The organism is Sphingomonas lenta, from assembly GCF_002288825.1.
GTDB lineage: Bacteria > Pseudomonadota > Alphaproteobacteria > Sphingomonadales > Sphingomonadaceae > Sphingomonas > Sphingomonas lenta.
The window spans coordinates 179,812-205,097 of sequence record NZ_NSLI01000004.1 but is presented as its reverse complement, the minus strand read 5'-3'; the positions used below and the strand labels follow the sequence as shown (position 1 = coordinate 205,097).

24 protein-coding genes are annotated in these 25,286 nt (G+C 73.1%); 4 read left to right on the top strand and 20 right to left on the bottom strand.

The annotated features are described in order from the left end of the window. Window positions 1–3: 3 nt before the first annotated feature. The 17 genes from CKY28_RS13185 to CKY28_RS13105 all read right to left on the bottom strand — a co-directional run bounded on the left by CKY28_RS13185 (window position 4) and on the right by CKY28_RS13105 (window position 13,945). Window positions 4–2,142, bottom strand: coding sequence for a phage tail protein (locus CKY28_RS13185; RefSeq protein WP_095998837.1), 2,139 nt, complete (start codon window positions 2,140–2,142; stop codon window positions 4–6). Window positions 2,143–2,144: 2 nt separating this feature from the next. Continuing rightward, window positions 2,145–2,537, bottom strand: coding sequence for a hypothetical protein (locus CKY28_RS13180; protein ID WP_095998836.1), 393 nt, complete (start codon window positions 2,535–2,537; stop codon window positions 2,145–2,147). Next, window positions 2,534–3,343, bottom strand: coding sequence for a DUF2163 domain-containing protein (locus tag CKY28_RS13175; protein ID WP_095998835.1), 810 nt, complete (start codon window positions 3,341–3,343; stop codon window positions 2,534–2,536). The genes CKY28_RS13180 and CKY28_RS13175 overlap by 4 nt, the downstream gene beginning before the upstream one ends. 244 nt (window positions 3,344–3,587) lie before the next feature. Continuing rightward, window positions 3,588–5,846, bottom strand: coding sequence for a DUF2460 domain-containing protein (locus CKY28_RS13170; RefSeq protein WP_095998834.1), 2,259 nt, complete (start codon window positions 5,844–5,846; stop codon window positions 3,588–3,590). 48 nt (window positions 5,847–5,894) lie between these two features. After that, window positions 5,895–6,467: a tail tape measure protein gene (locus CKY28_RS13165; RefSeq protein WP_095998833.1), complete on the bottom strand. Its 573-nt coding sequence runs from the start codon at window positions 6,465–6,467 to the stop codon at window positions 5,895–5,897. Next, window positions 6,460–6,678, bottom strand: a complete 219-nt coding sequence (locus CKY28_RS13160; protein WP_095998832.1) for a phage tail assembly chaperone — start codon at window positions 6,676–6,678, stop codon at window positions 6,460–6,462. The genes CKY28_RS13165 and CKY28_RS13160 overlap by 8 nt, the downstream gene beginning before the upstream one ends. Further along, a complete protein-coding gene (locus tag CKY28_RS13155) occupies window positions 6,675–6,986 on the bottom strand; it encodes a gene transfer agent family protein (protein ID WP_095998831.1) in 312 nt (103 codons plus the stop codon). Before CKY28_RS13155 ends, CKY28_RS13160 begins: the two co-directional genes overlap by 4 nt. A gap of 159 nt (window positions 6,987–7,145) precedes the next feature. Then, entirely contained in the window at window positions 7,146–7,580 is a 435-nt protein-coding gene (locus CKY28_RS13150; protein WP_245841839.1) for a phage major tail protein, TP901-1 family, read from the bottom strand. Between the two features lie 142 nt (window positions 7,581–7,722). Next, window positions 7,723–8,115, bottom strand: coding sequence for a tail completion protein gp17 (gene gp17 / locus CKY28_RS13145; RefSeq protein WP_095998830.1), 393 nt, complete (start codon window positions 8,113–8,115; stop codon window positions 7,723–7,725). Continuing rightward, window positions 8,112–8,306 carry a hypothetical protein gene (locus CKY28_RS13140; protein ID WP_095998829.1) on the bottom strand — a complete coding sequence of 65 codons (195 nt, stop codon included), beginning with the start codon at window positions 8,304–8,306 and terminating at the stop codon, window positions 8,112–8,114. The genes gp17 and CKY28_RS13140 overlap by 4 nt, the downstream gene beginning before the upstream one ends. Then, complete coding sequence (locus CKY28_RS13135) at window positions 8,303–8,857, bottom strand: head-tail connector protein (protein WP_095998828.1); 555 nt, start codon at window positions 8,855–8,857, stop codon at window positions 8,303–8,305. Before CKY28_RS13135 ends, CKY28_RS13140 begins: the two co-directional genes overlap by 4 nt. Window positions 8,858–9,046: 189 nt before the next feature. After that, window positions 9,047–10,054 (bottom strand): phage major capsid protein, encoded by a 1,008-nt coding sequence (locus tag CKY28_RS13130; protein WP_425442520.1) that lies wholly within the window; start codon window positions 10,052–10,054, stop codon window positions 9,047–9,049. A gap of 169 nt (window positions 10,055–10,223) precedes the next feature. After that, window positions 10,224–10,586 (bottom strand): HK97 family phage prohead protease, encoded by a 363-nt coding sequence (locus CKY28_RS13125; protein WP_176473094.1) that lies wholly within the window; start codon window positions 10,584–10,586, stop codon window positions 10,224–10,226. Next, a complete protein-coding gene (locus tag CKY28_RS13120; protein ID WP_095998826.1) occupies window positions 10,574–10,876 on the bottom strand; it encodes a DUF6127 family protein in 303 nt (100 codons plus the stop codon). Before CKY28_RS13120 ends, CKY28_RS13125 begins: the two co-directional genes overlap by 13 nt. Further along, complete coding sequence (locus tag CKY28_RS13115) at window positions 10,873–11,973, bottom strand: phage portal protein (protein ID WP_095998825.1); 1,101 nt, start codon at window positions 11,971–11,973, stop codon at window positions 10,873–10,875. Before CKY28_RS13115 ends, CKY28_RS13120 begins: the two co-directional genes overlap by 4 nt. 140 nt (window positions 11,974–12,113) lie before the next feature. Then, window positions 12,114–13,430, bottom strand: coding sequence for a DNA-packaging protein (locus tag CKY28_RS13110; protein WP_245841838.1), 1,317 nt, complete (start codon window positions 13,428–13,430; stop codon window positions 12,114–12,116). Continuing rightward, on the bottom strand, window positions 13,427–13,945 hold the full coding sequence (locus CKY28_RS13105; RefSeq protein ID WP_095998824.1) for a hypothetical protein: 519 nt from the start codon (window positions 13,943–13,945) through the stop codon (window positions 13,427–13,429). The genes CKY28_RS13110 and CKY28_RS13105 overlap by 4 nt, the downstream gene beginning before the upstream one ends. A 455-nt stretch (window positions 13,946–14,400) precedes the next feature. On the opposite strand from CKY28_RS13105, the gene CKY28_RS13100 reads away from it, so the two are divergent. Further along, a protein-coding gene (locus CKY28_RS13100) for an IS5 family transposase (protein ID WP_095998823.1) occupies window positions 14,401–15,161 on the top strand; the annotation gives its coding sequence in 2 pieces (ribosomal slippage) (window positions 14,401–14,734 and window positions 14,734–15,161; 762 coding nt in all). Between the two features lie 12 nt (window positions 15,162–15,173). Here CKY28_RS13100 and CKY28_RS18770 read toward each other — a convergent pair. Beyond that, window positions 15,174–15,569: a hypothetical protein gene (locus tag CKY28_RS18770; protein ID WP_176473093.1), complete on the bottom strand. Its 396-nt coding sequence runs from the start codon at window positions 15,567–15,569 to the stop codon at window positions 15,174–15,176. A 573-nt stretch (window positions 15,570–16,142) separates the two neighbouring features. After that, window positions 16,143–17,054, bottom strand: coding sequence for an IS1595 family transposase (locus CKY28_RS13095; RefSeq protein ID WP_095998822.1), 912 nt, complete (start codon window positions 17,052–17,054; stop codon window positions 16,143–16,145). 340 nt (window positions 17,055–17,394) lie between these two features. Between CKY28_RS13095 and CKY28_RS13090 the strand changes: the two genes are divergently transcribed. From CKY28_RS13090 to CKY28_RS13080, 3 genes are all read left to right on the top strand, one after another. Then, entirely contained in the window at window positions 17,395–17,769 is a 375-nt protein-coding gene (locus tag CKY28_RS13090; RefSeq protein WP_095998821.1) for a UrcA family protein, read from the top strand. Between the two features lie 261 nt (window positions 17,770–18,030). Then, entirely contained in the window at window positions 18,031–18,777 is a 747-nt protein-coding gene (locus tag CKY28_RS13085) for a Crp/Fnr family transcriptional regulator (protein ID WP_095998820.1), read from the top strand. Continuing rightward, window positions 18,774–22,226, top strand: coding sequence for a Dyp-type peroxidase domain-containing protein (locus tag CKY28_RS13080; RefSeq protein ID WP_095998819.1), 3,453 nt, complete (start codon window positions 18,774–18,776; stop codon window positions 22,224–22,226). Before CKY28_RS13085 ends, CKY28_RS13080 begins: the two co-directional genes overlap by 4 nt. Here CKY28_RS13080 and CKY28_RS13075 read toward each other — a convergent pair. Beyond that, window positions 22,198–25,170 carry an AAA family ATPase gene (locus CKY28_RS13075; RefSeq protein ID WP_245841865.1) on the bottom strand — a complete coding sequence of 991 codons (2,973 nt, stop codon included), beginning with the start codon at window positions 25,168–25,170 and terminating at the stop codon, window positions 22,198–22,200. The two genes, CKY28_RS13080 and CKY28_RS13075, sit on opposite strands and share 29 nt — an antisense overlap. Window positions 25,171–25,286: the final 116 nt, after the last annotated feature.

The window sequence follows — 25,286 nt, the reverse complement described above, 5'->3', positions numbered from 1 at the left end:
TCCTCACATGCCCGGCACGACGAGTCGCGCCGCGCCGCCCAGCCCCCAGTCGCCCCTCTGGCGCACCGTCACCTCCACCGGCCCGCCGAGGCGGTCCGCCGCGCCCAGCAGGAACTCGGCCGAGTCGCACGCCTCGATCCGCTCGCTCCCGTCGGGAAAGCGCAGCCGCACATCCCAGCCCTCGCGCTCCTCGCCTAGGCTCACGTCGGCCCCGTCCAGCCAGCGCCACCCCGCCCGGCTCCGCCTGATCCAGCGGAGCATCGCCGACCCGTCCGCCCGCGCTTCCCAGCGCAGCCGCACGGGCGCGGGCGGCAGCACCGAGCGGCCGGCGACCAGCGCCGACGCTTCCGCGCCGTCCGCGTCGCCCACCCCCGCCGCCAGCACGCGCACGCTCCGCCCCAGCGCGTGCGCGGGCAGATCGACCGCCCGCATCGCGCCCTGCTCCACCAACACGAACCGCGCGCCGGCCGCCGCCGGCGCGGCGTCCTCCGTCCCCAGCCTCCCGCGCAGCAACCGCCCGAGCCGCCAACGGCCGCCGCCCAACGGCTCCGCCCGCCCGAACTGCACGAGCTCGTCGCCCAGCAGCGCCAAGTTCGCGCCCGCGTCGAGCGCCGCGTCGTCCGCCTCCTCGAGCGGCATATGCTCCGGCACCCGCACCACCGGCCGCGACACCAGGTCCATGAGGCGGCCCGACGCCGCGACCGGCGGCGCCTCCACCCGCCCGATCACCGCCGGGGCCGCCGCCGCGCCCCACTCGGCCCAGCTCGCCCCGTCGTCCAGGCTGCCGAGCAGCGCCGCCCCACGCCACCCTGGCCCGCCCGCCGCCGCGATCATAAGCCGAGGCGCGGACAGCGGCCCGTCCAGCCCCGGCAGCTCGAACGCCTCCACGACCGTGCGCCCCGCCTCCAGGTCCGGCGCGCCGAGCACCCGCCCCGAGCTCGCCGGCTTGGGAAGCGCGCCCCGCTCCACCGGCGTCAGCTCCAGCCGCGTCGCCCAGCGCTCCGTCTCCGCGGCGACGACGCGCCACACGCCCCGCTCACCCTTGATCCGCACGCCGTCGCCCGGCCCGACCGCGAGCCCGCCCAAGCCCAACGACACGATCCGCCGCGTCCGCCCCGCCTCCTCGCGCGCCAGCACCCGCTCGGCCAAGGTCTTGGCCGCCCCCGCCCCGATGGCGGCGGCGACCTCCAGCTCCAGCGTCCGCCCGCCCGCGCCATACCTGGCGCGCTGCAACCCCGTCTGCCAGTCGCGCGCCGGATCATAATGCCTGATGGTCACGACGCGCGGTGCGGCGTCCGCGGGCGCGATCGAGCGGCGGACCCGCCCGCCTCGCCCGTCGGCGGACACGCCCGCGTCCTCCACTTCGACCACGCGCGCCGGCGCATCCCGCATCGTCGCTCGCCCACCCTCCGCCGCCAGCGCCGAGCCCCCGGTCCGCGCCAGCGCCTCCAGCACCGCCCGCACGCTCCCGCCCGACGCCGCGAAGCCGTCGACCTCGGCCGAGGCGCTCGCGTCCAGTTCCGGCGCCAACGCCCGCGCCACCGCGTCCACCCGCACCGGCCCGTCGTCCGCGACGACCTCGAAGGTCAGCGACGGGATGCGGTTGCCGAAGTCCGCCAGCTCCAGCCCCTCGAACACCGCGTAAGCGTAACTCCTAGCAGCCGGCGCATCGCCTTCCGCGCTCGCGATCAGCGGGTCGGGCACCTGATCCTCGCCGCCCAGGTGCAGCCGGAACCCCGTCCGCGCCTTCCAATCGCCCGCCGCGCCCCTCAGCAGCTTCCCATCCGCCCAGATCCGCCCGACGCGCCGGATCGGCCTCCCGGAGAGCAGCACCGCGAAGCTCGCCGAATAGCTGTACTCGGTCGCCGCCGGCCGCCCCTTGCCGCCGCCGCTCCGCGCGCGCCGCTCGACGAGGTCCGTCGCCCAGAACACCGTTCCCGCCACGCGCATCGTCCCGAACAGCTTCGGGATCTGCGCGCCGTAGCTCGAGACCTGGACCTTGAGCTCCTGAAGCCTGGGGCCCTCCCGCCGCTTGGGCGCGAACAGCCGAGCGTCGATCGCGCTCCCCGCCACCGCGCCCAGCGCCGCCCCGATCGGCCCCGCGACGATCCCGCCCACCGCTGTCAGCACCATCGTCGCCATGCCTAGCCCTCCAATCGCCACGCCCCGATGAGCGGCCAAGGGTCCGCCCCCGGCCGCTCCACCACCCGCCCCAGCCCCGCATCCGCGTGCACGAACCCGCGCGCCGTCCGCACGGCCAGGTGCAGCTGCCCCGGCCCCGGCCGGAACAGCAGCAGGTCGCCGGGCGCGGACCCGTCCGCCGCGACCAGCCCCTCCACCGCGGCCGCCACGCGGGCCAGGTCGCCGCCGCGCAGCCGATACCCGCTCGGCGCCTCGCCCGCGTACCCGCCCGCGCGCATCGCCAGCGCCGCCAGCCCGACGCAGTCGAGCCCACTCGCCACGTCACGCCCGTGCAGCCGAAATCGCACGCCCAGCGCGCCCAGCGCCGCCGCCGCGGCGCGCTTCCCCGCGCTCACGCGCCCGGATAGCGCGTGAGCAGGTCCATCCCCGGCAGGAACGGCTCGCCGCGGAAGTTCACGGCGTTGCCGAACCTCCCCCGGCACACCTCCAGGCTCTTCGCGCACCCCTCGACCAGTTCGACCAGCGTCCCCGGCTCCGCCTCGAACGCCGGCGGCGCGCGCAGCACGACGCGCGCGCCTTCCGACCGCGCCACCGCGCCCTCCAGCCCCGCATTGGCGCCCCCGAACCAGCGTAAGCGCCCGCCGCCATAGGCGTCCGGCTCCGGCTCCGCTCGGTCGAGCGTCAGCTGCTCGCCGTCCGACTCCACCACCCGCGCGAACCGCCGCCGCCCCGCCATCGGCACGCGGCAGCGCCGGTCGCCCAGCTCCGCGCGGCACTCCGGGCTCGTCTCTTCGACCACCGCCCGCTCCAGCGCCGCCGCGGCCCCGCGCAGCTCGGCGGTGAAGCCGGCGTCCGTCAGCTCCACCGCGCCGATCGTCCCCTCACTCAAGGCCACGCGCCGCGACGGCTCCGTCCAGTCCACCGCAGACAACGAAACCCGCGCCCCGTCCCAGCGCCCGGCGAGCAGATCGTCCTCCCGGATCAGCGCCGACGACAAGGCGGTGCCCACGTCCATCGTGTCCGCCTCCAGCCCCTCCTCGCGCCGGATCGCCGAGGGCGTCATCCCCGGCGCGGCGCGGTGCGGGAGCCCGTCGATCACGAGATCGCGGTCGTGGCTCGTCAGCCCCACCGCCACCCCGTCCCGCCGCTCCACCCGCCAGCAGAACGCGACGGTGGTGAGTTCCTCAGTCAACCAATCCATCTTGCTCTCCTTGATCCTCCCCGAGCTTGCCTCGGGGAGGGGGACCGCCGGCCCACTTGGGCCGGTGGTGGAGGGGCAGCTGCGACGCTCACTCAACCGGGGCGAGGGCGGCCTCGCCCCGTGACGTGAAGCCACCCCGCAAAGTAGTACTTTGCGGGGACCCCGGCCGGACGGGCGCCGCGCGAGCGCGGCCCCGCCGGCCGGGTCGCCCGCGTGCCGCCGTCGGCTTCGCCGACGGCGCTCGCTACGCCTCCCGCAGCTCCACCAATGGCACGCTCACCGCCTCCCCCGCCAGAAACGTCGCCCGGTTCACCCGCAGCACGTCCTCTGCGAACCGAACCGGCACGTCGAACACGAACGACGCCGCCACCACCGCCCCGGCGGTAGGCGCATCGTCCAGCACCACCCACCCACCATCCTCAACCGAGAACCCCGACACCTTCACCCCGCCGACGGTCACGGCCACACTTCCCGCCACCGGCCGCGTGATCCGCCGCTCCTGCTCGCCGTACCGCTTCACCAACGCGAACCGCCGGTTAACCCCGTCCCCCACCCCCAACCGCTCAGCCGAAGCGGCGAAGTCGAACGGGTCGCGCAACCGAAATCCCCGCGCCGGCCCCATCCGCGCCCGGAAGAACGCCAGCAGCGCCGCGATGTCCGCCTCGGACCGCACCCCCGGCCCGACGTCATAGGTCGTCCGCGCCTCCGCCCACTGGCTGTTGCGCGTCTCATACCCGCCCGCCCCCGTCAGCACCGCCGTCGAGAAGCCGGGCGCGACCTCCACCTCCGCCCCCAGCGCCAGCGGGAACGCCACATTGTCGAACGCCTGCATGTCGTCCTCTCCCCCGAACCTGACGAACCCGTCGCGCGCCACCTGCGGCAGCGCCCAGACGAACGCCGCCGCCACGCCCCGCGCCCGCGCCGCCTCCAACGCCGCCTCGATCCGCCCCCACTGCCCGGCCTCCTCGGGCCGCAGCACGAATCCCGACAAATAGTGCTGCTCCGAAACCGGATAGCCCAGCCGAGCCCCCGCCTCCGCCACGCCCCGCGCGGTCGCGGCCGTGTCGCCCGCCGTCACCCACTCATAATCCTCGAGCTGCAGCACATCGAAAGCCGGCTTGGCCCAGCCCGGCGGCAAGTTCGCCCGCCTGACCTCGGGCGCCGCGGGATCGAGTACGCTGGGCAGATACGCCAGCAGCAGCGCCTCGCACCCCGGCGCCTCGTCGCGCGCCGCCGCAACCAGCCCGGCGGTCGCCGCCCCCAGCACCTCCCCCGCCCGGTCCAACGCCGCCTTCTGCGCAGCGCTTAGCGTGCCCCGCACGCTCGGCACCGCCACCGGCGCGAACGCCGCCACCGCGGCCACATCATAAATGCAAGGTCGCCCATCCCCCATGATCCACCACCAGGGCTCCCCCACCTGGAACTTAGGACTGAGCCCCGCCTCGACCGCGATCCGCACGAATGCCCGCGCCACCGCGCGTAAGTACGCCATCGCCTCCCCGTTCGCCGGGGACAGCAGCGTCGACGGCGGCACCCAGCCCGTCAGCGCCGGCGACCCGTCCGCCGCCCGCTGCTTCCAGCTCTCCGGACAATGCGCGTCGAACAGCTCGAAGCTCAGCGACCAGATCACGTCGAACCCGAACGCGCGCGCTCGGCCCGCGAAGTCGCGATGCCAGGCCAGGCAAGGCCCGTTCAGCGCACCACCTTCGAGCGTCACCAGCCCATCCGCCCCGAGCCGGAAATAGTGGCTCATCCCCACATAATGATTGACCGCCCCCCGATACCCCAGGTGCAGCGCCTGCCGCAGCAGCCGCGCGGGCGTCAGGTGGTAGCTGTCGTCATACCCGCCCGCGATCCCCGCCCCGTGCGGCGGCACACCTACGTCACCGATCGCCAGCACCGACCCTGGCCCCTCGCAGACCATGTCGGTGAGCTCGACCCACCCCTCGGCCGGCGCATCGAAGCCCATGTCCGCCCCCGTGTACCCCAGCGGCACCATCGACACGAACAGCCGGTCGACGTCCCCCGCCCAGACCGGGTCCGCCTCCTCCGGCAACAGGAACCCGCCGAGCACGTCCGCGAAGTCGATCGAGACCGCCGCGTCCTCCGGCGTGCCCCGCGCATAGTTCCACAATCGCACATACCAGGCGCGCGGGTTCCCTTGCCCGTCCCGCCCCTCGATCGTCAGCGTCGGCCCGTTCACCGCGTCGAGCGGCAGCACGCCCGAAGACCGCCACCGGAACCCGAGCCGGCACTCCCGAAAGTCCCGCGCCGTCTCATACGCCAACAGCGGATGGTCGTGCCGATCCTCCGCCTCCCAGATCAGCCCCGCCAGGTCGTCCCGGCGATAGAAAGCCAGATCCACCCGCAGCGCGTCATGCGCCGTCGTCGTCACCGCCGCCATCATCGGCCGCGGAAAGTTCACCGTCCAGAACCGCGGATCGAACCGCGAGACGATATCCTCGCGCTGCCCGACATGCTCCTTCGCCAACCAGTAAGCCATACCCACCCCCAATCCTCCCCCGCTCACAGCGGGGGAGGAACTATGTTGTCACTCCTCCCGCAACGCCCGCTGCACCGCCCGAGCCACCTGCCTGCTCGACCGCGTCAACGCCTCCGGCCCATTAACCCCCGGCCCCGCGTTGACCGTGATCGCCACCCGAACCTCCCGCGCACCGCCACGTGATACGCCCGGCTCGACGCGCCCGCTCGCCGTCGGCACGAACAGCTCCGGCCCCCGCTCGCCAACCAGGTACGCGCGCCCCGGCCCCACCGGCCCGCCCGTCGCCCGCCCCGGCGCACCCGCCAGCGCCAGCAGCGCCCCCGCCAGTCCGCTCGCGCCGCCGCCGCGCCCGCCCCCCGCGATCAGCGCCCCCACCCCGTCGCGCACCGCCGCCGAGGCGATCTCCGCCATCGTCGACAAGGCCACGCGCTTCAGGTCGTCGAAGCCCAGCTTGCCCGTCCTGACCGCCCGCCCGAGCGCCCCCTCGATCGCGCGCCCGGCGCGCTCCGCCCCGGCTTCCAGCGGCCCGTCGAGCGCGCCGCGCATCGCCTCCACGTCGCGCCGGAACGTCCCTAAGTCCGCGCGCACCGCGACCACCAACCGGTCGATCTCCTCATCCATCCGGAAACTCCTCCCGCATCCGCGCGATCAGCCGGGCGTCCGGCGGCGCGGCGTCCTCCGCCTCCTCCGCCCCATTTCTCGCCAACGCCCGCACCACCGCCCCCAACTCCGCCGGCGTCGCCCGCCAGAACGCCTCCGGCGACCATCCCAGCAGCGCCCCGGCCAGCCCCGCCAGCCGCACCGCGGCGGGCGCGAACGCGCCCTCGCTCACCGCCCCGCCAGGATCTGCCGGAGCAGCCCGCCCAGCGCCGGCGCGCACGCCGCCAGCCCCTGGGCCACGACCGCCTCCCCCAGCGCCGCGCGCGTCAAGCCCTCCGGCCGTTCGTCCAGGCACCACCAGAACAGCCCCACCATCTCTGAAAGCGACAATCCGCCCCCAGCCGCACGCTCCACCAGCGCGAACAGCGGCCCCAGCTCACCTTCCGCCCCCACCAGCGCCTCGAAGCTCGGCCGGAGCTTCAGCACGCACCCGTTCACCCGCAGCGCGGCCTCGCCCCGCGCGGGATTGATGATCGTCATGTGTGATCTCCCCCAAAGCCCTCTCCCGCTTTCGCGGGAGAGGGACAGCTGCGAAGCAGCAGGGTGAGGGCCTGAACAGGGCGCATCCGAAGAACGGGCCCTCACCCTCGCCGCGCTTCGCGCGTCTCTCCCTCTCCCGCGAAAGCGGGAGAGGGATGATCAGCTCGCCACCACCGCGCCAGAGCTCTCCAGCGTCACCGCGTAAGCCCGCTCCCCGTTGAAATCGCCCGAATAGTCCAGCCGCGTGACGAGGAACCGCCCCGTCATCATCTCGCCCCCCTCGAACGTCAGCCGGTACTGGTCGAGCGCCCCCGACAAGGCGTTCGCCCGGACCCGCGCCTCCGCGGCGCTGCCCGTGAACACCCCCGACGCCGACACGCTCACCGAGCGGACGCCCGCGCCCGACAACAGCTCGCGCCAGCCGCCCGAGTCCTTGGTCGTCACCACCACCGCTTCGCCGTTCACCGACATCTGCGTGGTCCGCATCCCCGCCACCGTCGCGAAGGACGGCGTCGCCTGCCCGTCCCCCACCTTCAACAGGAACGCGCTCCCCTTCTCCACCATATACACCTCCCGCTCGTCGACTTTCTTCATTCCTCCCCCGCTCACAGCGGGGGAGGGGGACCGCCGAAGGCGGTGGAGGGGGGAACCTCGGGATGCGTTCCCGCGCAGCACCCCCCTCCACCACGCCCTGCGGGCGCGATCCCCCTCCCCCCACCATGGGCGAGGGAGGAGCTTAGGAGTCCGCCCGCCACACCCAGGCCACGAACTCCGCCCTCGCCAGCCACCTGTCCGAAGCGCCCCGCGCCAGCCGGCTCCGCACCAGCTCGACCCGCGCGACGCGCCACCCGCCCGCCATGTCCGGCGGCAGGCCGGCCACCGCCTCCTCGACCTCGCCGAGCATCGCGCGCAGCCGCACCGGCCGCTCGCCCTCGTCCCACAAGCCCACCGCGACGCGCGCCTCGTACCCGACCCAGCTCTTGGTCCCCCAGGGCCCTATCACCGGCTCGTCCACCACCGCGTACGGCACGGTCGAGCGCACCGGCGGCGCGTCGAACACCGCCGCCTCGGCGAGCCGCCCGCGCAGACACGCCGCGACCGCGTCCACCAACGCTTCCCGCGCGCTCACCGGACAAGCCCCGCCGGATCCCGTAGCGCCGGCTCGTCGAGCACTCGGCCCGCCAGCCCGCGCCCCGACAGCACCACGTCGCCGCCCTCCACCTCGACCCGCACCCCCGGCAGCACTTGACCGTACGCCGCCGCCAGCTCCCCCGCCCGCGCCTCGACGACGCGCGCGGCCCTTCGCTCAAGCGTCCTCACGCCCGCCTCCTCTCCAGCCTGATCCGCCGCCACGGCCGCCACAGCGCCGTCACCGCCGCCGGCGGCGCGCCCGCGCCCCGCCCGCCCCGCTCGTCGAACAGGTGCGCCATCAGCAGCACCAGCCCTTGAGCGACCGGCGCCGGCAGCGCGTCCCAGTCCGCCGCCAGCCCCGCCTGATAGGCGATCGCCACCCGCGCCGCCGCGCCCGGCGCGGTCACCCGCACCCAGCCGCGCCCCTCATGGTCGATGTCGACCGCGTACGCGTCCACCGGCAAGGCGAATGGCGCACCCCCGCCCGGCGGCAGGCCCGTCACCCCCGTGATCGCCCGCACCGGCTCCAGCGCCAGCGGCGTCCAAGCCGCCACTGCCGGCGCCACGTCCTCGTGCGCCCGCGCGATCAGCCCCGCGCCCGTGAACGCCTCCGCCAACGCGAAGGCGGTCCGCGCCAACCGCGCCAGCACCGCGTCCTCCTGCCCGCCCGCGATCCGCAGATGCGCCCGCGCCGCCGCCACCGCGCCCGCCACCGCCGCCTCCGGCACCGGCGCGGTCACGGCCGTTCCTCCCGCTTCATGCTCTTCTCCTGAAACAATCCTCCCCGAGTTCGCTCGGGGAGGGGGACCGCCAAAGGCGGTGGAGGGGCCGACGCGGCATAGCCGCGTCGTCGGACGGCTCGGCAAGCCGAGCCGTCGGCCGGGGACCCCGCAGAGTAATACTTTGCGGGGAGCCCCGATCGGCCGGGATCAGCTGACGCTGATCTTGAGCAGCTTGATCGCCTCCGAGTTCACCACCGCTCCCCCCACGCGCTTCGTCGCGTAGAACCCCACGAACGGCTTGTTCGAATACGGATCCCGCAGGATCGCCGTCTCCGACCGCTCCGCCACGATGTAGCCGCGCCGGAAGTTCCCGAACGCGATCGGGCAGGCGTTCGCGCCCACGTCCGGCATGTCCTCCGCCTCGACCACCGGATACCCCAGCAAGGTCGCCGGCTGCCCCGCGCTCAAAGACGGCTGCCACACGAACGCCCCGTCGCTCGTCTTGAACTTGCGCACCCGCGCCACCGTCGCCGCGTTCATCACGAAGCACGCCCCCTGCCGGTACGGCGCGCGAAGCGACTGGACGAGGTCGATCAGCCGCTCCTGCGGGCTCGCCCCGAAGTCCGCCGCCGCCCCGCTCGCCAGATGCTGCAGCGTCCCGAACGGCCGCGCCGCATCCCCGGTGGTCGAGGTCGCATAGGTCAGGAACCCCTTGGGCCGGTTCACGCCGTTGCCGTTGACGAACGCCGCCCCTTCCGCCTTGGCGAACTCTATCGCGATCTCGCTCGCCAGCCATTCCTCGACGTCGAACGCCGCGTCGTCGAGCATGGCCTGCGAGGCGGACGGGTTGGCGTAGAGCTCCCCCATCGGCGGCGCGATCTCGCTGAACACGGGCGTCGCCGTCTCCGGCCGCGCTTGCGTCTCCGCCGCCCAGCCCGACGGCGTGCCGCCCGTGGTCACCAGCTTGCGGTAGCCGGCGGTGCCGACCTTCACCACATTGGCGATCGCCCGGATCGGCGAGGCGGCCTTGAGCGCCGTCTCGATCACCTGGTCGATCTCCTTGGGCACCGCGAAGCCGCCCGCGTCCCCGGTCACGCCGGTGAACGCCTTCATCTCCACCGTCCGGCCCGCCCGCACGAACCCGTCGAACGCGCCCTCGACCGTTCGCGCGCCCTCCAGCACCGGCCGCGCCACCACCATATCCGTCATTCCCATTCTCCCGCTCCAAAAAGAAAAAGGCGCCGGCAACTCGACGCCCTCTGACAAACCCTCTCCCGCTTTCGCGGGAGAGGGACAGGCTCGCATCGCGAGCCAGGGTGAGGGCCTACCGACGGCTTGCTGACGCAAGCCGGCTTCGCGGCTGCGACATGCCCCCGGCATGTCGCTAGTCGCCGCTGCGCCCCACCCGATCCACCCTGGCGAGCGGCTGCATCGGCACCCCCACCAGGCTCACCTCCAAGAGCTCGCAGTCGAGCAGCTCCCGCCAAGCCCCCTGCCGAGCCCGCCGCGCGCGATACCCCACCGACAGCCCCGCCCCGACCATCACCGGCCCGTTCGCGACCCCCTCGACGCGCAACCCGTACGCGTCCTCCACGACCACCGTGATCTCCCCGACAGCCGAACCGGCATGGTTCAGCAGCAACGGCACGGCCGCCGCGCCCGCGAACGCCCCGCGCCGCACCACGTCCCCCGCCCGGTCCACCCGGTCAAACACGGCCGCGTACCCGGCGAACGCTATTCCAGCCATCCGCCCGTCCCCAGCTCGACCGCCATGCCGGCCAGCAACACGGTGGAGACGACCCGCACGAACCACCCCCACAACCCCCGCCAGGCCGATCGCTTCGCCTCCCGCCAGCTCCTGAGCAGGTCGCGCAGCTCGCGCACGTCCTCCTCCGCCCCCTCGTCCGACAGCCCCAGCCTGGTCAGCGCCCGCGTCGCCCCCAGCTCACCCGCCTCCTCGGCGATCGCGCGGAGCGTCGCCGCGTCGACACCGCGCTCCGCCGCCTGCCCCAGCAGCTGCGCCAACACCCCGCTCACGGCCGCACCAGCTGGCGCTTCTCGTCGTCGGACAACCAGTCCGCCGCCGCCACCGACTTCCACAGCATCGCCCTCTCCTCAGCCAAGGCCGGCACGCGGTCGAGATCAACCACCAGCCGCGCGTCCTCGAACCACCCCCGCACCCCATGCGCGATCCCGCCCAGCACCGCGCCCGCCAGCGGCAGCACCGTCAGCCGCCACAAGGCCCGGTTCGCCTCGCGATAGTTCGCGTAGGTGTTGTCGCCCGGCAGCCCCAGCAGCATCGGCGGTACGCCGAACGCCAGCGCGATCTCCCGCGCCGCCGCGTCGCGCGTCCCCGCGAAGTCCATGTCGGCGGGGCTCAGCGACAGCGCCGCCCACTTGAACCCGCCCTCCAGGATCATGGGCCGCCCCGCGTTTGCCGCCCCTGAGAACTCGCGGTCCAGCTCGTCGCGCACCCGCGCCCACTGCTCCGCCGACAACACCGCGCCGTCCCCCGGCTCGTAGAGCAGGACACCGCTAGGCCTGGCGGCGTTATCCAGCAGCGCCTTACTCCACCGCGCCGCGGCGTTGTGCACCGCCACCGCCCCGGACGCCGCGCCGAGGCACCCCAACCCGTAATGGTCGTCCACCGGGTTGAAGCCCTTCAGGTGCACGATCTCCGGCCGATGAGGGTCGGCGCCGAAGCGCGTCACCCGCTCACCCACCTGGTACCGGTACGCCGCCGGCCAGCCTAGCGCGTCCAGCTCCACCCGCACCCGCTCCGGGCGGAGCGGGAACAGCTCGCCCACATCGTCCGGTCCTTCCCGCAGCACCGCCAGGTACGCGTTCCCGTGCAGCATCAGCTGAGCCGCCACCGTCTCCAGCACCGGCCGCCCGTCCACCCGCGCGCCCACGAGCGCGGCGAGCGCCGGATCGGACGCCTCCACCGGCGCCGACCCCACCGCCTCCGCCACGAGCCTGACCGCCCGCTGCGCCACCGCGTTGCCGCAATAACCGTCGCGCACCTGCGCCTCGTACGACCGCGGCCACTCCCCCAGCACTACGCCGGACCCACCGCCGCGCGCCAACCCCGGCCGCGCGTCGTCCCGCGCGGCCCGCTTGCCGAACCACTTCATGTGCTTTCTCCCTTGTCCCTCTCCCCTCCGGGGAGAGGGAACGAAGTCGCCGAAGGCGACGAGGGGAGAGGGGCAGTGCACCGCCGTCGACGTCCCGCCCTGCCCCTCTCCCCAGCCCTCTCCCCAGAGGGGAGAGGGAGCTAAAGTTGCCGCACCCCCACCATCTTCCCCTGCCCCTCCATCAACGCCGTGCACGCCCACACGCACGCGTCCGCCCGGTCCGGGGACCGCCCCGGCCCGTCATAGCCCCCGCCGATCCTCAGCCCGCAGAGCTCGTCCTCCAGCTCCGGGAACCGCCCCGCATGACTGACGCGCCCCGCCTCGTACCGGAGCGCCACCGGCTCCGCCCGCGCGACCTTGCCGCGGGTCGCGTGCACCAGCTTGATCGGCAGCGTCGCCTCCGCCGCCGCCAGCACGTGGCGCACCATGTCGCCGCCCTGGTTCTTCTCCGCCACGACCCGGTCCGCGCCCCACCGCGACGCGCACGCCGCCACGGCGTGCGCCCAGCCCTCCGGCGAGGAACCGCCCACGCTCGCATCCTCCAGCACGTAGAGCCGCTCGTCGCGCCCCAGCCCCACGCCCACGATCCCGCACAGGTCGCCGTCCACGGACGCGGGCGGGTCGACGCCGACCACCACGCGCCTGAGCTTCGGCGCGGCCGCGACGCGGTGGTCGTCGAACATCTTCCGCCGCCACAGCGCGCCCTCCGCGTCCTCGATCAGCTCACCGTCCAGCTCCTGCCGCCCGAGCCTGGTGCCGCCATAGGCGTCCTCCATGTCCGCCACGAAGACGACCGGCAGGTGCGGGTTGTCCCGCGTCCGGCCGCCCGTCTCCTCCAGCCCGCGCGCGGCCAGCACACGCCGCATCAACGCGTTGGGCCGCGGCGTGGTCGTGACGAGCACGCGCGGCCGCTCGCCTACGCGCAACCCCATCAGCAGATTGTCCCATGTCCGGTCGCCTTCGCGCCATTTCGCGACCTCGTCGCACCAGGCGGCGTGATGCTCCGGCCCGCGCAGCTTCTCCGGCGCGGTCGCCGCGTAGAGGTAGCCGACGGCCCCCGACGCGAACCGGACCGCCCGCCTGCCGGACAGCCATTCCACGCGCTCGTCCGTCCGCGCCACCGCCATCACGCCGCTGCGGCCCTCGACCATGACGGCGCGCACCTCGTCCAAGGTGTCGCCCACCAACGCGAGCTGCCCGTCCGGCGTCTCACGCGCCACCGCGCTGATCCACTCGGCGCCCGCGCGCGTCTTGCCGAAGCCCCGTCCCGCCCGGATCATCCACACGCGCCAATCCCCGTCCGGCGTCCGTTGCCCATCGCCCGCCCAGACGTCCCAGCGCTCGTTCAGCTCGCGCCGCTGCGGATCCGACAGGCCCCGCAACAGGGCCGCCCGCCTCTCCGGCTTCAACGCCAGCAATCGCTCGATCGCGGCGGAGCTCGGCCCCGCGGCGCTCACGCCTCCGCCTCGTCGCGCGCCTGACGACGCCGATCCATCGCCGCCAATTTACGCAGTATGGCCGCGTCCGTCTCCTCCGGCGTCGCCCGGCGCGGCTTAGGCCCGCCGACCGCACGCCGTCCGAGCAGGTGGCCGCGATGCGACTTCAGCAGGTGTAGCGCCAGCGCCCGGTCGAGCGGTTCGACCGGTTCGTCCATTTCAGGCCGGTCCGCGTCCGGCACGCAAGGCGCTCCGTCCTCCCGAGCGCCCGCAAGCGCGCACCCGACCAGCCGCGTCTCCAGCACCTCATATCCGAGCAGCAGCGCTTCGCCCCAGGCGCGCGTGAATGCCGGGTCCTTGCGGCGCAGATTGTACACGGATCGCGGATGCACGCCGACCTCGCGCGCCGCTCCGCGGACATTGCACGTCGCGGCCAAATGGTCGAGAAAATCGTCCTTCATCTTCCGCGTCCACCGCACGGGCCGACGACGCGGCTTGGGCGCGTCGACCGCCGGTTTCGAATTTTCCTGGTTCATGTATCTCTCCCCTGCGCAGCGCGGCTCGCGTCAGCCGAGCTGACGCAAGACCCGCGCAAGCACGGCCGGCGACCGCGTGGACCCTCCACGCGCGTCGACCGACGGCGCGGCTCCGCCGCGACGTGCTCCCGTTCCCGATGATGTTCGATCGTCCGCCGTCCCCGGAGCCGATCCCCTCGACTCGCAATTTTTGGCGTTATTGTACTTTACGTACCCAAGGAGCGTGAGGATGAGTGAAGCTCAGAGTGACGGGGGCTTTGCAGATCGCTTGGCGGTTGCGCTACGCGACGCTTTTGAGGCCAGCAACTCCGAGGCTGTTCTGTTCTCAGAGTTCATTGAGTCCGTAACCTTAGACGGCCAGTTCGACTTTCATGACATCGCTAGGCTCAGGACCCAATAACGCCGGCGTGGAACGGCTCGCGGCGTAGCGGATTCGGGGTGCCAGGAGGTGCCCTATGGCTGAGCCGTTCCTGCTGTCGGAGGCACAGATGCGCCGGATCGAGCCGTTCTTCCCGTTGCAGCGCGGCTTGGCTCGGGTGGACGACAGGCGGGTGCTGTCGGGCATCATCTACGTAATCCGCAACGGGCTGATGTGGCGAGACGCTCCGCTCGCCTATGGTCCGCACAAGACGCTGTACAACCGCTTCGTCCGCTGGAGCCGGGCGGGTGTCTTCAACCGCATCTTCGCAGGTCTCGCGGCCGAGGGCGGCGCACCTGACCAGCTCATGGTCGACGCCACCCACCTCAAGGCCCACCGGACCGCGGCATCGCTCCGCAAAAAGGGGCTGTTCCGCGCCGTATCGGGCGCACGAAAGGCGGCCTGAACTCCAAGCTCCACGCCGTCTGCGACGAGCAGGGCCGCCCGCGCGTGCTGCTGCTCACCGAGGGCCAGGTCAGCGACTACAAGGGCGCAGCGACCATGCTGCCCGCCATGCCCGCCGCCCCGGTGCTCATCGCCGACCGCGGCTATGATGCCGACTGGTTCCGCCAGGCGCTGCGAGACCGCGGTACCCGCCCATGCATCCCCGGTCGCTCCGGCCGCTCCCGCCCGATCCGGCATGGCAAGCAGCTCTACCGCGCCCGCCACAAGATCGAGATCATGTTCGGCAGGCTCAAAGACTGGCGACGCGTCGCGACCCGCTATGACCGGTGCGCCCACACCTTCATGTCCGCCATCACGCTCGCGGCGACGGTCATCTTCTGGCTACCGCGGTAGTGAGTCCTGACCCTAGAAGGACCATTTTTCAGATAGACGTGTATCTCTCCAAAACTGGTCTTCCAAAGGGCTAAAAGCGTTCCAGAACTCAAGCTGGGCATCGACTAGATGCTTGTAAGACGTTTCGGAAAGCTCGAAAGAAACGGCCCGGCCGGAGATTGATGAGGTATATACTAATCGATGGTCTTCTATCAGCAGCGAACCCTCGATAAGCAACTGTGGAGAACTTGACGATATAACTCTGTCAGAGTGTCCACCTTTGATGGAATGTTTTTCATGATCGCGCGGTGTAGAACCAATTTCGCGCGGATGTGCGGCGGACAGCCGAATAGACGCTATCTGCGGAAAATTGCTCTCCAATATCTTCTGGGCGCGCTTTTTGGCATCTAGGTCGACTTTGGACAGCATAATGGGGCACTTTCCTAAAGTGCCATTCATCTTCTGGCTTATCATGGAAAAGCTATATGTAAGCATTGCGCCTTGCCTAGCGGCGAACCTAAGCCAATCAGAGAACATTCTTAAGCGCGCTTGATAAGCTTCCATCTCTGCTCTGTGCCGTTTGGAAACGACGCCCCACTCTGACATGTCATCAGGAAAGTCGGGTATCTTCGGCAAGTTGTCTATCTCTGATTTGTGCAGAACTTTAGTACTGTGGAATAGAGCAAGAGCACTTTTAAACTGAACGGTCAGGCTCTGTAGACCCTGTAGGTTCTGCTCGATGTATCGCGCTCCCTCCCTTTCATCATCAGGGATTAGATTGGGATCAATCCTGGGAGTAAGATACATTCCCTTATGCTTTCTTTCCTCGCGGTTGAGCCAAGTCGGTTCTCACATTGGCCCTTTGAACCAGTTGATCCAACGCGGCGTCCGCTTCGATGGAGTTTAGTTCGCCAGCGTCGATTAGCTTTTGCGCTTCTGTTCTGAACTGCTCGCTCTGCCGATCGGGCGTTATCTGCTGTTTTCGCTTCGGCATCGCTGGCCTCAATTAGCTTGTTGGTAAGTCAGGCGACGCCCGACCACGCCAGCGAGAAGGCGGTCCGCCCGCTCCGCGTCGTTGATGCCGTTCGCCACCCGGTTGGTATAGCGGAAATCGAACTCCGCCAGATAGCGGTGAAGGTGCTTCTTCGCGCAGTGCTGGTAGATGCCGCGCATTCCGCGCTTGAAGATGCTGAAATAGCCCTCGATGGTGTTGGTGTGCACGTCGCCGCGCACGTACTCGCCAGCGCCGTGGCGCACCGCGTCGTGCCCGCCCTCGAAGGCGAGAGAGAACGCCCGGTAGTGGTGCGCTTCGTCGGTAATCAGCCGCGCCTCACGGGCGATATTGTGGAACATGATGGGCGCGAGGTCGCGCGGCTTGAGGTTGTCCACCACGATCGCGCGCGAGCGGCCGGTGTCGCGATCCACCAGCGCCAGCACCTTCATCTTGTGGTGCGGCCCCTGCGCCACCTCACGGCCCGGCTCGCGGCCGATGAAGGTCTCATCCACCTCCACGCCGCCGCCGTTCTCGCCGAAGAAGCCCGGATCGTTCGAGCGCATCGCTTCGCGGATACGGTGCGACATGAACCAGGCGGTCTTGAGGGTGACGCCCAAGGTCCGGTGAAGCTGGTTCGAGCTGATCCCCTTCTTCGACCCGGCAATGAGGTACATCGCCTGAAGCCAGATGTTCAGCGCGACGTGCGACGACTCGAAGATGGTCCCGACCTTGACGGTGAAGGGCTTGCGGCACTGGTAGCACTTGTAGGTGCCGATCCGAGTGGACTTGCCGCCCATCTTACCGATCCGGTCCACGCCCCCGCAGTGCGGGCAAACCGGGCCGTTCGGCCAAATCCGCGCCTCTACGTAGGCGTAGGCGGCTTCTTCGTTGTGGAAGTGCGGGGCGGAAAGTGCCGACATGGTTCAAGCTCCTTGAAGGCCGTTATGCCCTCAATCGGCTGGGTACGTCAAGTATAATAACGCCCAATTTTTCAGCGTTCCTGTTTTGTACCCAAGCAGCGTGACGCTGTCAAGCGGGAAAATCACCAGCATGGTTCAGCGCACCGCATGAAGCCTACGCCGCCCGCACGCACGAGCCCCCGCCCGCGCGCGACGCCGCCATGTGGGAAACACCACAGTTCCACGGTGGCCTGCGTCACCGAACGTCCCGCCGCGATCGGCGACAAGGACGCACCGGTCGGAAAGGCCGGCGCGACGCGGCCCACGAAGGAACGGCGTCGCCGCTCAGTGGAGGACCATCATGAACGCTCGTCACCGTCTCGCCAGCATCGCCTTCGTGGTCGTGACCACGCTCTTTCCCCTCGCCACCGCGGGGCGGGCCGAGGCCGGCCCCACCGCCGTCCGGCACAACCTCGACGGTTCGCGGTCGGTGCACGTCTCGTACGCCGACCTGAACCTCGCCACCGAGGCCGGAAAGGCGACGTTCAACCGCCGCCTGCGCCGCGCCTACCGGGCGGTGTGCCCGCAGCCCGGCTTCGGCCCGGGCATCGTGGAGCCGCCCCAGTGCCGCCGCGTGGCCGCCGCCGGCGCCAAGCGCTCGGTCGAGCTCGCGATCGCGCGGCACGTCGGCCGGCAGGACGGCACGCAGCTCGCCCTGGCGACCGCGCGCCGGTGATCAGGGAGGGACGGGGCGGCGCAGGGGACGCGCCGCCCCGTTTTTCCTCGGAGCTTGTCGATTCCCTACAATCGGCCGAAACGGACTTGTGCCGAACGGCCGACCGCTCCACGCTCGGACCGCGGCGACCCGGCCGCGCGAGCGCCCGCGACGGCCTCCCGGCCGCAGGCGCGCGGTCGCCGGGTCGACGCCCGTGCGTATTCGGCTCGGCCTCGGCCCGCGACCCCTGGGCACGCGGGACATGAACAGGGAGCGAGGACCATGGCCCATCAGCTCGGCCTCGTCGCGGCGGCGCGCCGCGCGCTGCCCGGCGATTTGGCGGATCGGCTGTCACCGCACGCGACGGTGCTCCGCTCGCGCGGCGGCCGCCTGCTGCTCAACGTCGGCGCGCCGTCCACCAGCGTGCATCTCGTGCTCGAGGGCCGCGTCCAGGTGGTGGTCTGCTCCGGCCATGGCGGCGAGGTGATCCTGCGCGACCTGGCGGCGGGCGACCTGTTCGGCGAATTATCGGCGATCGACGGCCGCCCCCGCTCCACCTCCATCGTCGCGCTGGGCGACTGCACGGTGGCGAGCATCCCCGGCCCGGCCTTTCGCGACGCCGCCTGCGCCACGCCGGAAGGCGCGCTCTGGCTCGCGCGCCGCCTCACCGCCCAGGTTCGCGGCCTGACCGAGCGCATCCTGGAGCTGAACACGCTCCGCGTGCCCGCCCGGCTCCACTGCGAGCTGCTGCGCCTGTCGACCGACGATCCGGAGACGGGCGGCCGGACCATCGACCCGGCCCCCACCCACGCCGACCTCGCCGCGCGCGTCGGCACCCACCGCGAGGCGGTGACGCGCGAGCTGCGCTGGCTCGCCGGCCGCAACATCCTGGCCCAGCACCGCCGCCGCATCGAGATCACGGACGTGCCCGCGCTCGCCAAGCTGGTGCGCGAGGCCAAGGGCGACGACCGCGACCCGCTGGAGGACGCGGCCGCGAACGACGCGCGCATGCTGGGGACCACCGCGTGATCGGCAGCGAGGACCGCGCCGCGCTCGAATGGGGCCGCCGCGTCCGCGAAAAGCCGCGCGGCCTCGCGCTCGGCGGCGCGTCCGACCTGGTGGTGGTCGCGCCGCTCAGGACGGGGCTGGTCCAGTCCTACGAGTCGGTGACGCCCGCCACGCGCATGGCGCTGACGCTGCGCACGCTGGCCGCCATCCGCACCGCCGCGCGCGAGTCGTCGCCCGTGTCCGCCTTCTCCGATCCGGTGGAGCGGCTGGAGCAGGTCCAGTCCTTCCGCATCGCCATCCTGCCCGATCCCTCGCGCATGGTGCTGGCGGTCACCTTCGACGGCAGCTGGGAAGCCTATATGCGCGCGCTCTGGCGCGACGCGGGGCCGATGCTCGACCTCGTCTTCTGCAACTGCCAGGACTACCCGCTCGCGCGGGAGGCCTCGCCCGCCGAGTGGGCGGCGTGGGTCCGCGAGAACGAACGGCCCGCCCAGTATTTCTACAGCGCCGCGCCGCTCACCGCGGGCGACCTCGCCTATCTGGGCCAGGCGGAACGGATCCAGCGCCACCACCCGGCGCGCGACGGCGACCTCGCGCTCACCGGCCTCGCCAGCCTCGATCCCCGCCGCGTGGCGCGCGAGGCGCGGAGCCGCGCGCCCGCCGCGGTCGTCGACGGCCTCGCCCTGTCGGTGCTCGGCGCCATGTTCCGGCTGACCCGCTATTACGGCGCGGACGCGCGCGACGAGGACGCGCTGACGCTGCTGCGCGCGGCCAATTCGATGCTCGACGAGTGGGAGCCGACCAGAACCCCGCCCGCCTTCGCGAAGGAAGTGGCCTGGCTCCGCTCCGCGCCCGGTCCGGCCGCGCTCGCCGCCGGCCCGCGCGCCGCGCCGATCGACCGGGCGGACGTGCAGAAGGGCGTGCTCACCTCCTTCGACACCGCCGACGGCCCGATGACGCACGGCGCGCTCCTGTTCCTGCAGGTCACGGACCCCGGCCTGGCGGCGGAGACGCTCGCCGACCTCCCGCTCACCAGCGAGGCGGACGCGCCGGCGGACGAGGCGCTCACGCTCGCCCTCACCTATGAAGGGCTGATGCGGCTCGGCGCGGACGCGTCCGTGCTCGGCGCGCTGCCGTCCGAGTTCCGCCAGGGCGCGGAGGCGCGCGCGGCGCTCCTGGGCGACGTGCGCGCCTTCCACCCGAGCAACTGGCGGCGGCCGCGCCGCAACTGGCCGCCGGGCCGCGCGGGGGAGATCGACCTGTCCTCGATCGACGTCGTACTCCAGTACCGTGCCCGCGCGCCCGGCGACCCGTCGCACGACGCGGCCGCCGACCCCCGGCACCCGCTCGCAGCTAGGGTGGCGGAGGTGGCGGCGCTGCCGGGCCTGCGGCTGCTCGGCGTGCAGTCGATGCGGCGCGCGCACGACCGCGCCGACATCGACCATCTCGGCCTGCGCGACGGGATCAGCCAGCCGGAGCTGGTCGAGGGCCGCCCGCCCGACGGGCCGCACGAGATCGCGCCGGACGAGCTGCTGCTCCAGCCCGCCGACGGGCCGGGCGCGGCGCTGCTCGGGAACGGCAGCTTCCTCGCGATGCGGCGCATGCCCGTCCACCCGGACGCCTACCGCGCGATGGTCGACGCGGCCGCCGCCCGCGCGCGCCTCAGCCGCGCCGCCGTCCAAGCCAAGCTGCTCGGCCGCCGCGCCGACGGCGCGCCCACCGTGCCGGGCGGGTCCGGCCTCAACGACTTCACCTTCGACAGCGACCCGCACGGCGACCGGTGCCCGCTCCAGTCGCACATCCGCCGCGCCAACCCCCGCTCGGGCCGCCCGCCGCGCATCATGCGGCGCGGCATGTCGTTCGGCCCGCCCGCCGCGCTCGCCGGGCAGAGCGCGGAGCGCGGCATCATGTTCATGGCCTATTGCGCCAGCCTCGCCCAGCAGTACGAGCTGATCCAGTCCTGGGTGAACGGCGGCAACAGCACGCGTATCGCCTCCTGCCTCGCCGACCCGCTGGTCGGGCCCGCGCGCGACGGCGGCGACGTCTACCGCTTCCGGCACGAGGGCTCGGTGCGCCGCGTCGCGCTCGCCCCGGCGGCCAGGCCGGTCACCACCCTGGACTGGACGCTCTACGCCTTCGCGCCCGCCATCTCCGCCGTGCGCGCGCTGCCGAGCCTCCGGCCCCCGCCGCCCGAGGAGCTGGCGGAGCAGGTCGAGCGCGGCGAGGCGCTGATCGCCCGGCTGCGGGACTCGGACGCGCCCGCGGAGGCGTGGCAGTCGCTCATCGACGACGTGGGCGCGCGCCAGACGGGCGACGCCGCGGCTTTCTGGGCGGCGGTGCGCGCCCGGCACGGCGGCGCGCTCCCCTCGCCGCTCGGCCTGCTCGTCGGGTCGGAGGCGCTGGTCCGCACCGTGCTGGGCGACGACGGCCGGCGCTACTCGGTGCGCGGCTATGACGAGCGCTTCAGCAAGTCCGTCGGCCGCATCTATCTGGGGTTCGACGCCCGCGACGCCGCCTATCGCGCCCAGGCGCCCGCCGGCAACGCCGTCATCGGCGCGGTCGACGAGGAGACCGCCTTCCGCAAGGCGCTGGCGATGGCCGGGGCGTCGCTGCGGCCGCACCTCGAAGGCCCCGCCCGGCCCGTCAACCTGCTGACCGAGGTGGTGGACCCTTTCATGGCCGGGCTGTGCGCCGACTGGTTCGGCCTGCCCGACGGCGCGTTCGTCAAGGCCGACGGGCTCGACTGGCGACCGTCGCGCGGCCGCGCCGCCCTCTGCCCCGGCGATCTCTACTCGCCCGCCCGCTACGTCTTCGACCCCACCCCGTCCGCTCCGGGCGTGGCGGTGGGCCAGGCGCACGGCAGGCTGCTCGCCGAGGCGGTGCGCGCCCGGCTCCGGTCGGGCCCGCCCTTGACCGGCGCGATCGCCGGGACGCTCGCGGCGACGCCGCCCTTCCGCGACGACCCGGACCTGCTCGCCCGAACGGTCGCGGGCGTCATGATCGGCTTCGTCCCCGTCACCGCCGCCAACCTCGCCAACATATTCGTCGACTGGGCGGAGAAGGGCGAGCTGTTCCGGGTCCAGGAGGACTGGCTCGCCGAGCCCGACGAGGCCGCCCGGCGCAGGGCGCTGCGCGACCGGATCGAGCGGTCGATCGTGAACACGCCCGCCCCCGACTTCGTCTGGCGCACCGCAGCCGAGACGCACGAGCTGAACGGGGAGACCGTCGAGGCGGGGACGCCCGTCCTCCTCGCCATCCAGTCGGCCACCGCCGACGCGCTGGCGGCCGGCCGGCTCCGCCCCGACCTCGCCTTCGGCGGCGCGGCGGGCCGGAACGGGCCGCCCCACGCCTGCCCGGGCCGGGCGATGGGGATGGGCACGCTCGTCGGCTTCTTCGCGGCGCTGCTGGGCGGGGCGACGCTGCGCCCCGGCGCCGCCCCGCTCACGGCGACGCTGCGCCCGCTAGGTTAGCGGCGCGGTCGAGGTGCCACAGCATCCCCATCGCCGCAAAGCCCGCCTCCGCCCGGTCGAGCAGCGGCCGCGCCGCGTCAGGCCCGCCCCATGACGCGCGCAGCTCCGCCTCCAGGAGGTCGGTCGCTGCCGCCTCGTGCGGCGCGCGTCGCGGCGCCGCCAGCAGCCGTGCCCGCGCGATCCAGGCGAGCGCCCGCGCGGGCTCGCGCCGGTGGAGCCGCGCCGCCGCCCGCGCCGCCATCGCCGCGCCCAGCCGGTCGCCCGCCCGCGCCCGCCTGAGCGCCCCGCCGATCGCGCGCCTGGCCGCGCCCGCCGCGCCGGACTCCGCCTCCGCCTCGGCCAGCCACCCGAAGGCGAGCGACGCGCCCAGCGTCTTGCCCCGTTCCGCCATGCACGTCACCGCGTCCGCCAGGTCGCGCCTGGCGTCCGGCCCGCCCGTCATCCGCCAGCGCGCATAGCCGTCGATCGCGCGGCTCATCGCGTGGAGATAGACCGTCTCCGCGCGCGTCGCGACCACTCGCGCGCGCGCCGCCGCCTCCAGCGCCGCGTCGGGCCGCCCCTGCCACAGCCGGATCGCGCCCGCCCAGTTGAGGATCGACGCCTCCACCGGGTGGTTCTCGCCGTTCATCAGCGCGACCGCCTCGTCGATCGCCGCCATGGCCTCGTCGAACCGGCCCAGATCGCCCAGGATCGCGGCCTTGCTCGTCAGCGAATAGGCGACGCCGAGCGACGCGTGCCGCCCCGACCGGTGCCGCCGCTTGACGTCGATCGCCCCGTCCAGCAGCGCCAGCGCCTCGTCGTACCGCCCCAGCAGCCCCTCCGCCTGGCCCAGCGTCGCGCGCAGCTGCACGACGAACGGCGTCTCCTCCGCGCCGCACCGCTCCAGCGCGCGGCGGGCATAGGCGACCGACCGGCGCCCGTCGCCCGTCGCGTACGCCGAATAAGCCGCCCAGAACTCCGCCTGCGCCGCGGCCTCCGTCTCGCCGCGCGCGTCCGCCCGCGCCGCCGCTGCGTCGAAGATGGCGAGGTGCGACGGCTCGGGATCGAACACGCTCACCATGCCGAACCGCGCGACCAGCCCCGCCATGCGCGCGTGCGTCCCGTCGGTCGGCGGCAGACGCTCGAGCAGCGTCAGCGCCCGGCGATACTGCAGCTGCGCCCGGTCGAGCGCGCGTAAGCCGGCCGCCGCGTCGCCCGCCCGCTCGGCGGCGAGCGCGGCCTCCTCGATCCGGTCGCTCGCGGCGTGGTGCCAGGCGAGCATCTCGTCGCGCTCGATCCCGCCCCGGCCCGGCCGGTCAAGCAGCGCGGCGGCGGCGCGCGCGTGCAGCGCCTTGCGCTCGCGGATCGGCACCAGGCTGTAGACCACCTCCCAGGTGACGCCGTGCTTGAAGCGGAACCGCCCAGCGCGCGGCCCCGCCACCAGGAAGTCGCGCGCCACCAGCGCCTCCAGCCGCTCGGCCGCGCGCGGGTCGCCGACCACCGCCTCGAACAGCCATAACGGGAACGCCTCGCCGATCACCGCCGCCGCGTGCAGCGCCGCCGCCTCTTCGCCGGCCAGCGCCTCCAGCCGCGCGCCGATCATGCCCGCCAGCCAGCCGATCCGCTCCGGCCCGCCCGCGGGCTGGTCGAGCGAGCGCGGCCGCCCGTCCGCCAGGTGGCAGAGCTCCTCGATATAGAGCGGGTTGCCCCCCGCCCGCGCATGGACCTTGGCGGCGTCGAGCGGGTCCAGCCGCGGGTCGCAGTGCCGGATCAGCGCGCGCGACTGCTCCAGGTCGAGCGGCGGCAGGAACAGGAGCTCCCAGCCGTCGAGCGGGATGCCGTGCGGCGCGGCCTCGCGCGTCGTCAGCACGATCGCGACCGGCGCGCCCGATCCGGTCAGCCGGGCGAGCAGCTGCATGGACGCGCCGTCCGCCCATTGCCAGTCGTCGATCACCAGCAGCACCGGCCCGCGCTCCGCGCGCCGCGCCACGACCTGCACGAACGCGTCGGCCAGCGGCTCCCCGCCCCCTCCCCGCCCGCGCATCCGGTCCAGGAGCGCGCGCAGCGGCTCGGCGAGTTCGCCGCCCGCCTCCCGCTCCCGCATCCCCGCAACGATCTGCGCCCAGGCGATCAGCACGCCCGCCGCGGGTCCGCCCGGACAGGCGCCCGCGAACACCGCGTATTCCGCCTCCGCCGCCATGCGCCCGAACGCCTCCGCCAGTCGGCTCTTGCCCTGGCCCGCGGGCGCGACCACCGCGAGGCGCAGCGGCGCGCCCGTTCTCGCCCCCGTTTTCGATAACGCCTCCCCGAACGCCGCCAGCTCGCCCGTCCGCCCGACGAACGGCGTCGCCCGCGACGCGCCCGCGCCCATCCCCGCGGCCGGCGCCGGGCCGAGCACGGGCGTCGCCTTGACCGACTCGCCCGCCCGGTCGACCGCGACCTCGCGCGCCTCGCCCAGCCGCAACACGCGCCGCGCCGGGCCGACGGAGGTCTCGGACACGAGCAGCTCGTCGGGCCCGGCGGCGGCCGCCAGCCGCGCCGCGATGCTGGTGGCGATCCCCGTCGCCTCCACGCGGCCGCGCGCGAGGTCGCCGTCGCGCAGCAGCACCAGCCCCGTATGCACGCCGCTGTGGAGCCGGAGATCGACCGGGCAGTCGGCGGGCCGCTCCAGCCCGCGCACCGCCGCGTGCAGCGCCAGCGCGGCGTCGATCGCGTTCGCCGCGTCCGCGTCCGCCGCGTCCCCGCTCCCGAACACGCTCAGCGACCCGTCGCCGTAGACCTGCGCGACGCGGCCGCCATGCGCGTCCACGATCGGCTCCGACACCGCCCGCACCCGCTCCAAGAGCTCCGCGTACGCCTCCGCGTCCATGGCCATCGCGATCCGCGTGGAATGGCACAGGTCGCTGAACAACAGCGTCACGAACCTGCGCTCGCCCAGACCGCCCCAGCTCGCCCCGAGTTCCACGTCGCCCAACGCCTCCGACGGGTAGCGCGGGCGTTATCGCACAGGTGGCGTCCGGGTTGAAGCGGTTGCGGACCGGACCCCTCTCGCCGCCATCATGCTGAACTCGTTTCAGCATC

Coding starts and splice junctions, on each gene's coding strand:
- CKY28_RS13175 (WP_095998835.1), bottom strand. CDS start 3,343: ATGGATTGGTTGACTGAGGAACTCACCACCGTCGCGTTCTGCTGGCGG.
- CKY28_RS13105 (WP_095998824.1), bottom strand. CDS start 13,945: ATGAACCAGGAAAATTCGAAACCGGCGGTCGACGCGCCCAAGCCGCGT.
- CKY28_RS13170 (WP_095998834.1), bottom strand. CDS start 5,846: ATGGCTTACTGGTTGGCGAAGGAGCATGTCGGGCAGCGCGAGGATATC.
- CKY28_RS13155 (WP_095998831.1), bottom strand. CDS start 6,986: ATGACGATCATCAATCCCGCGCGGGGCGAGGCCGCGCTGCGGGTGAAC.
- CKY28_RS13165 (WP_095998833.1), bottom strand. CDS start 6,467: ATGGATGAGGAGATCGACCGGTTGGTGGTCGCGGTGCGCGCGGACTTA.
- CKY28_RS18770 (WP_176473093.1), bottom strand. CDS start 15,569: ATGCTGTCCAAAGTCGACCTAGATGCCAAAAAGCGCGCCCAGAAGATA.
- CKY28_RS13150 (WP_245841839.1), bottom strand. CDS start 7,580: ATGAAGAAAGTCGACGAGCGGGAGGTGTATATGGTGGAGAAGGGGAGC.
- CKY28_RS13095 (WP_095998822.1), bottom strand. CDS start 17,054: ATGTCGGCACTTTCCGCCCCGCACTTCCACAACGAAGAAGCCGCCTAC.
- CKY28_RS13115 (WP_095998825.1), bottom strand. CDS start 11,973: ATGAAGTGGTTCGGCAAGCGGGCCGCGCGGGACGACGCGCGGCCGGGG.
- CKY28_RS13185 (WP_095998837.1), bottom strand. CDS start 2,142: ATGGCGACGATGGTGCTGACAGCGGTGGGCGGGATCGTCGCGGGGCCG.
- CKY28_RS13090 (WP_095998821.1), top strand. CDS start 17,395: ATGAACGCTCGTCACCGTCTCGCCAGCATCGCCTTCGTGGTCGTGACC.
- CKY28_RS13125 (WP_176473094.1), bottom strand. CDS start 10,586: ATGGCTGGAATAGCGTTCGCCGGGTACGCGGCCGTGTTTGACCGGGTG.
- CKY28_RS13130 (WP_425442520.1), bottom strand. CDS start 10,054: ATGGGAATGACGGATATGGTGGTGGCGCGGCCGGTGCTGGAGGGCGCG.
- CKY28_RS13085 (WP_095998820.1), top strand. CDS start 18,031: ATGGCCCATCAGCTCGGCCTCGTCGCGGCGGCGCGCCGCGCGCTGCCC.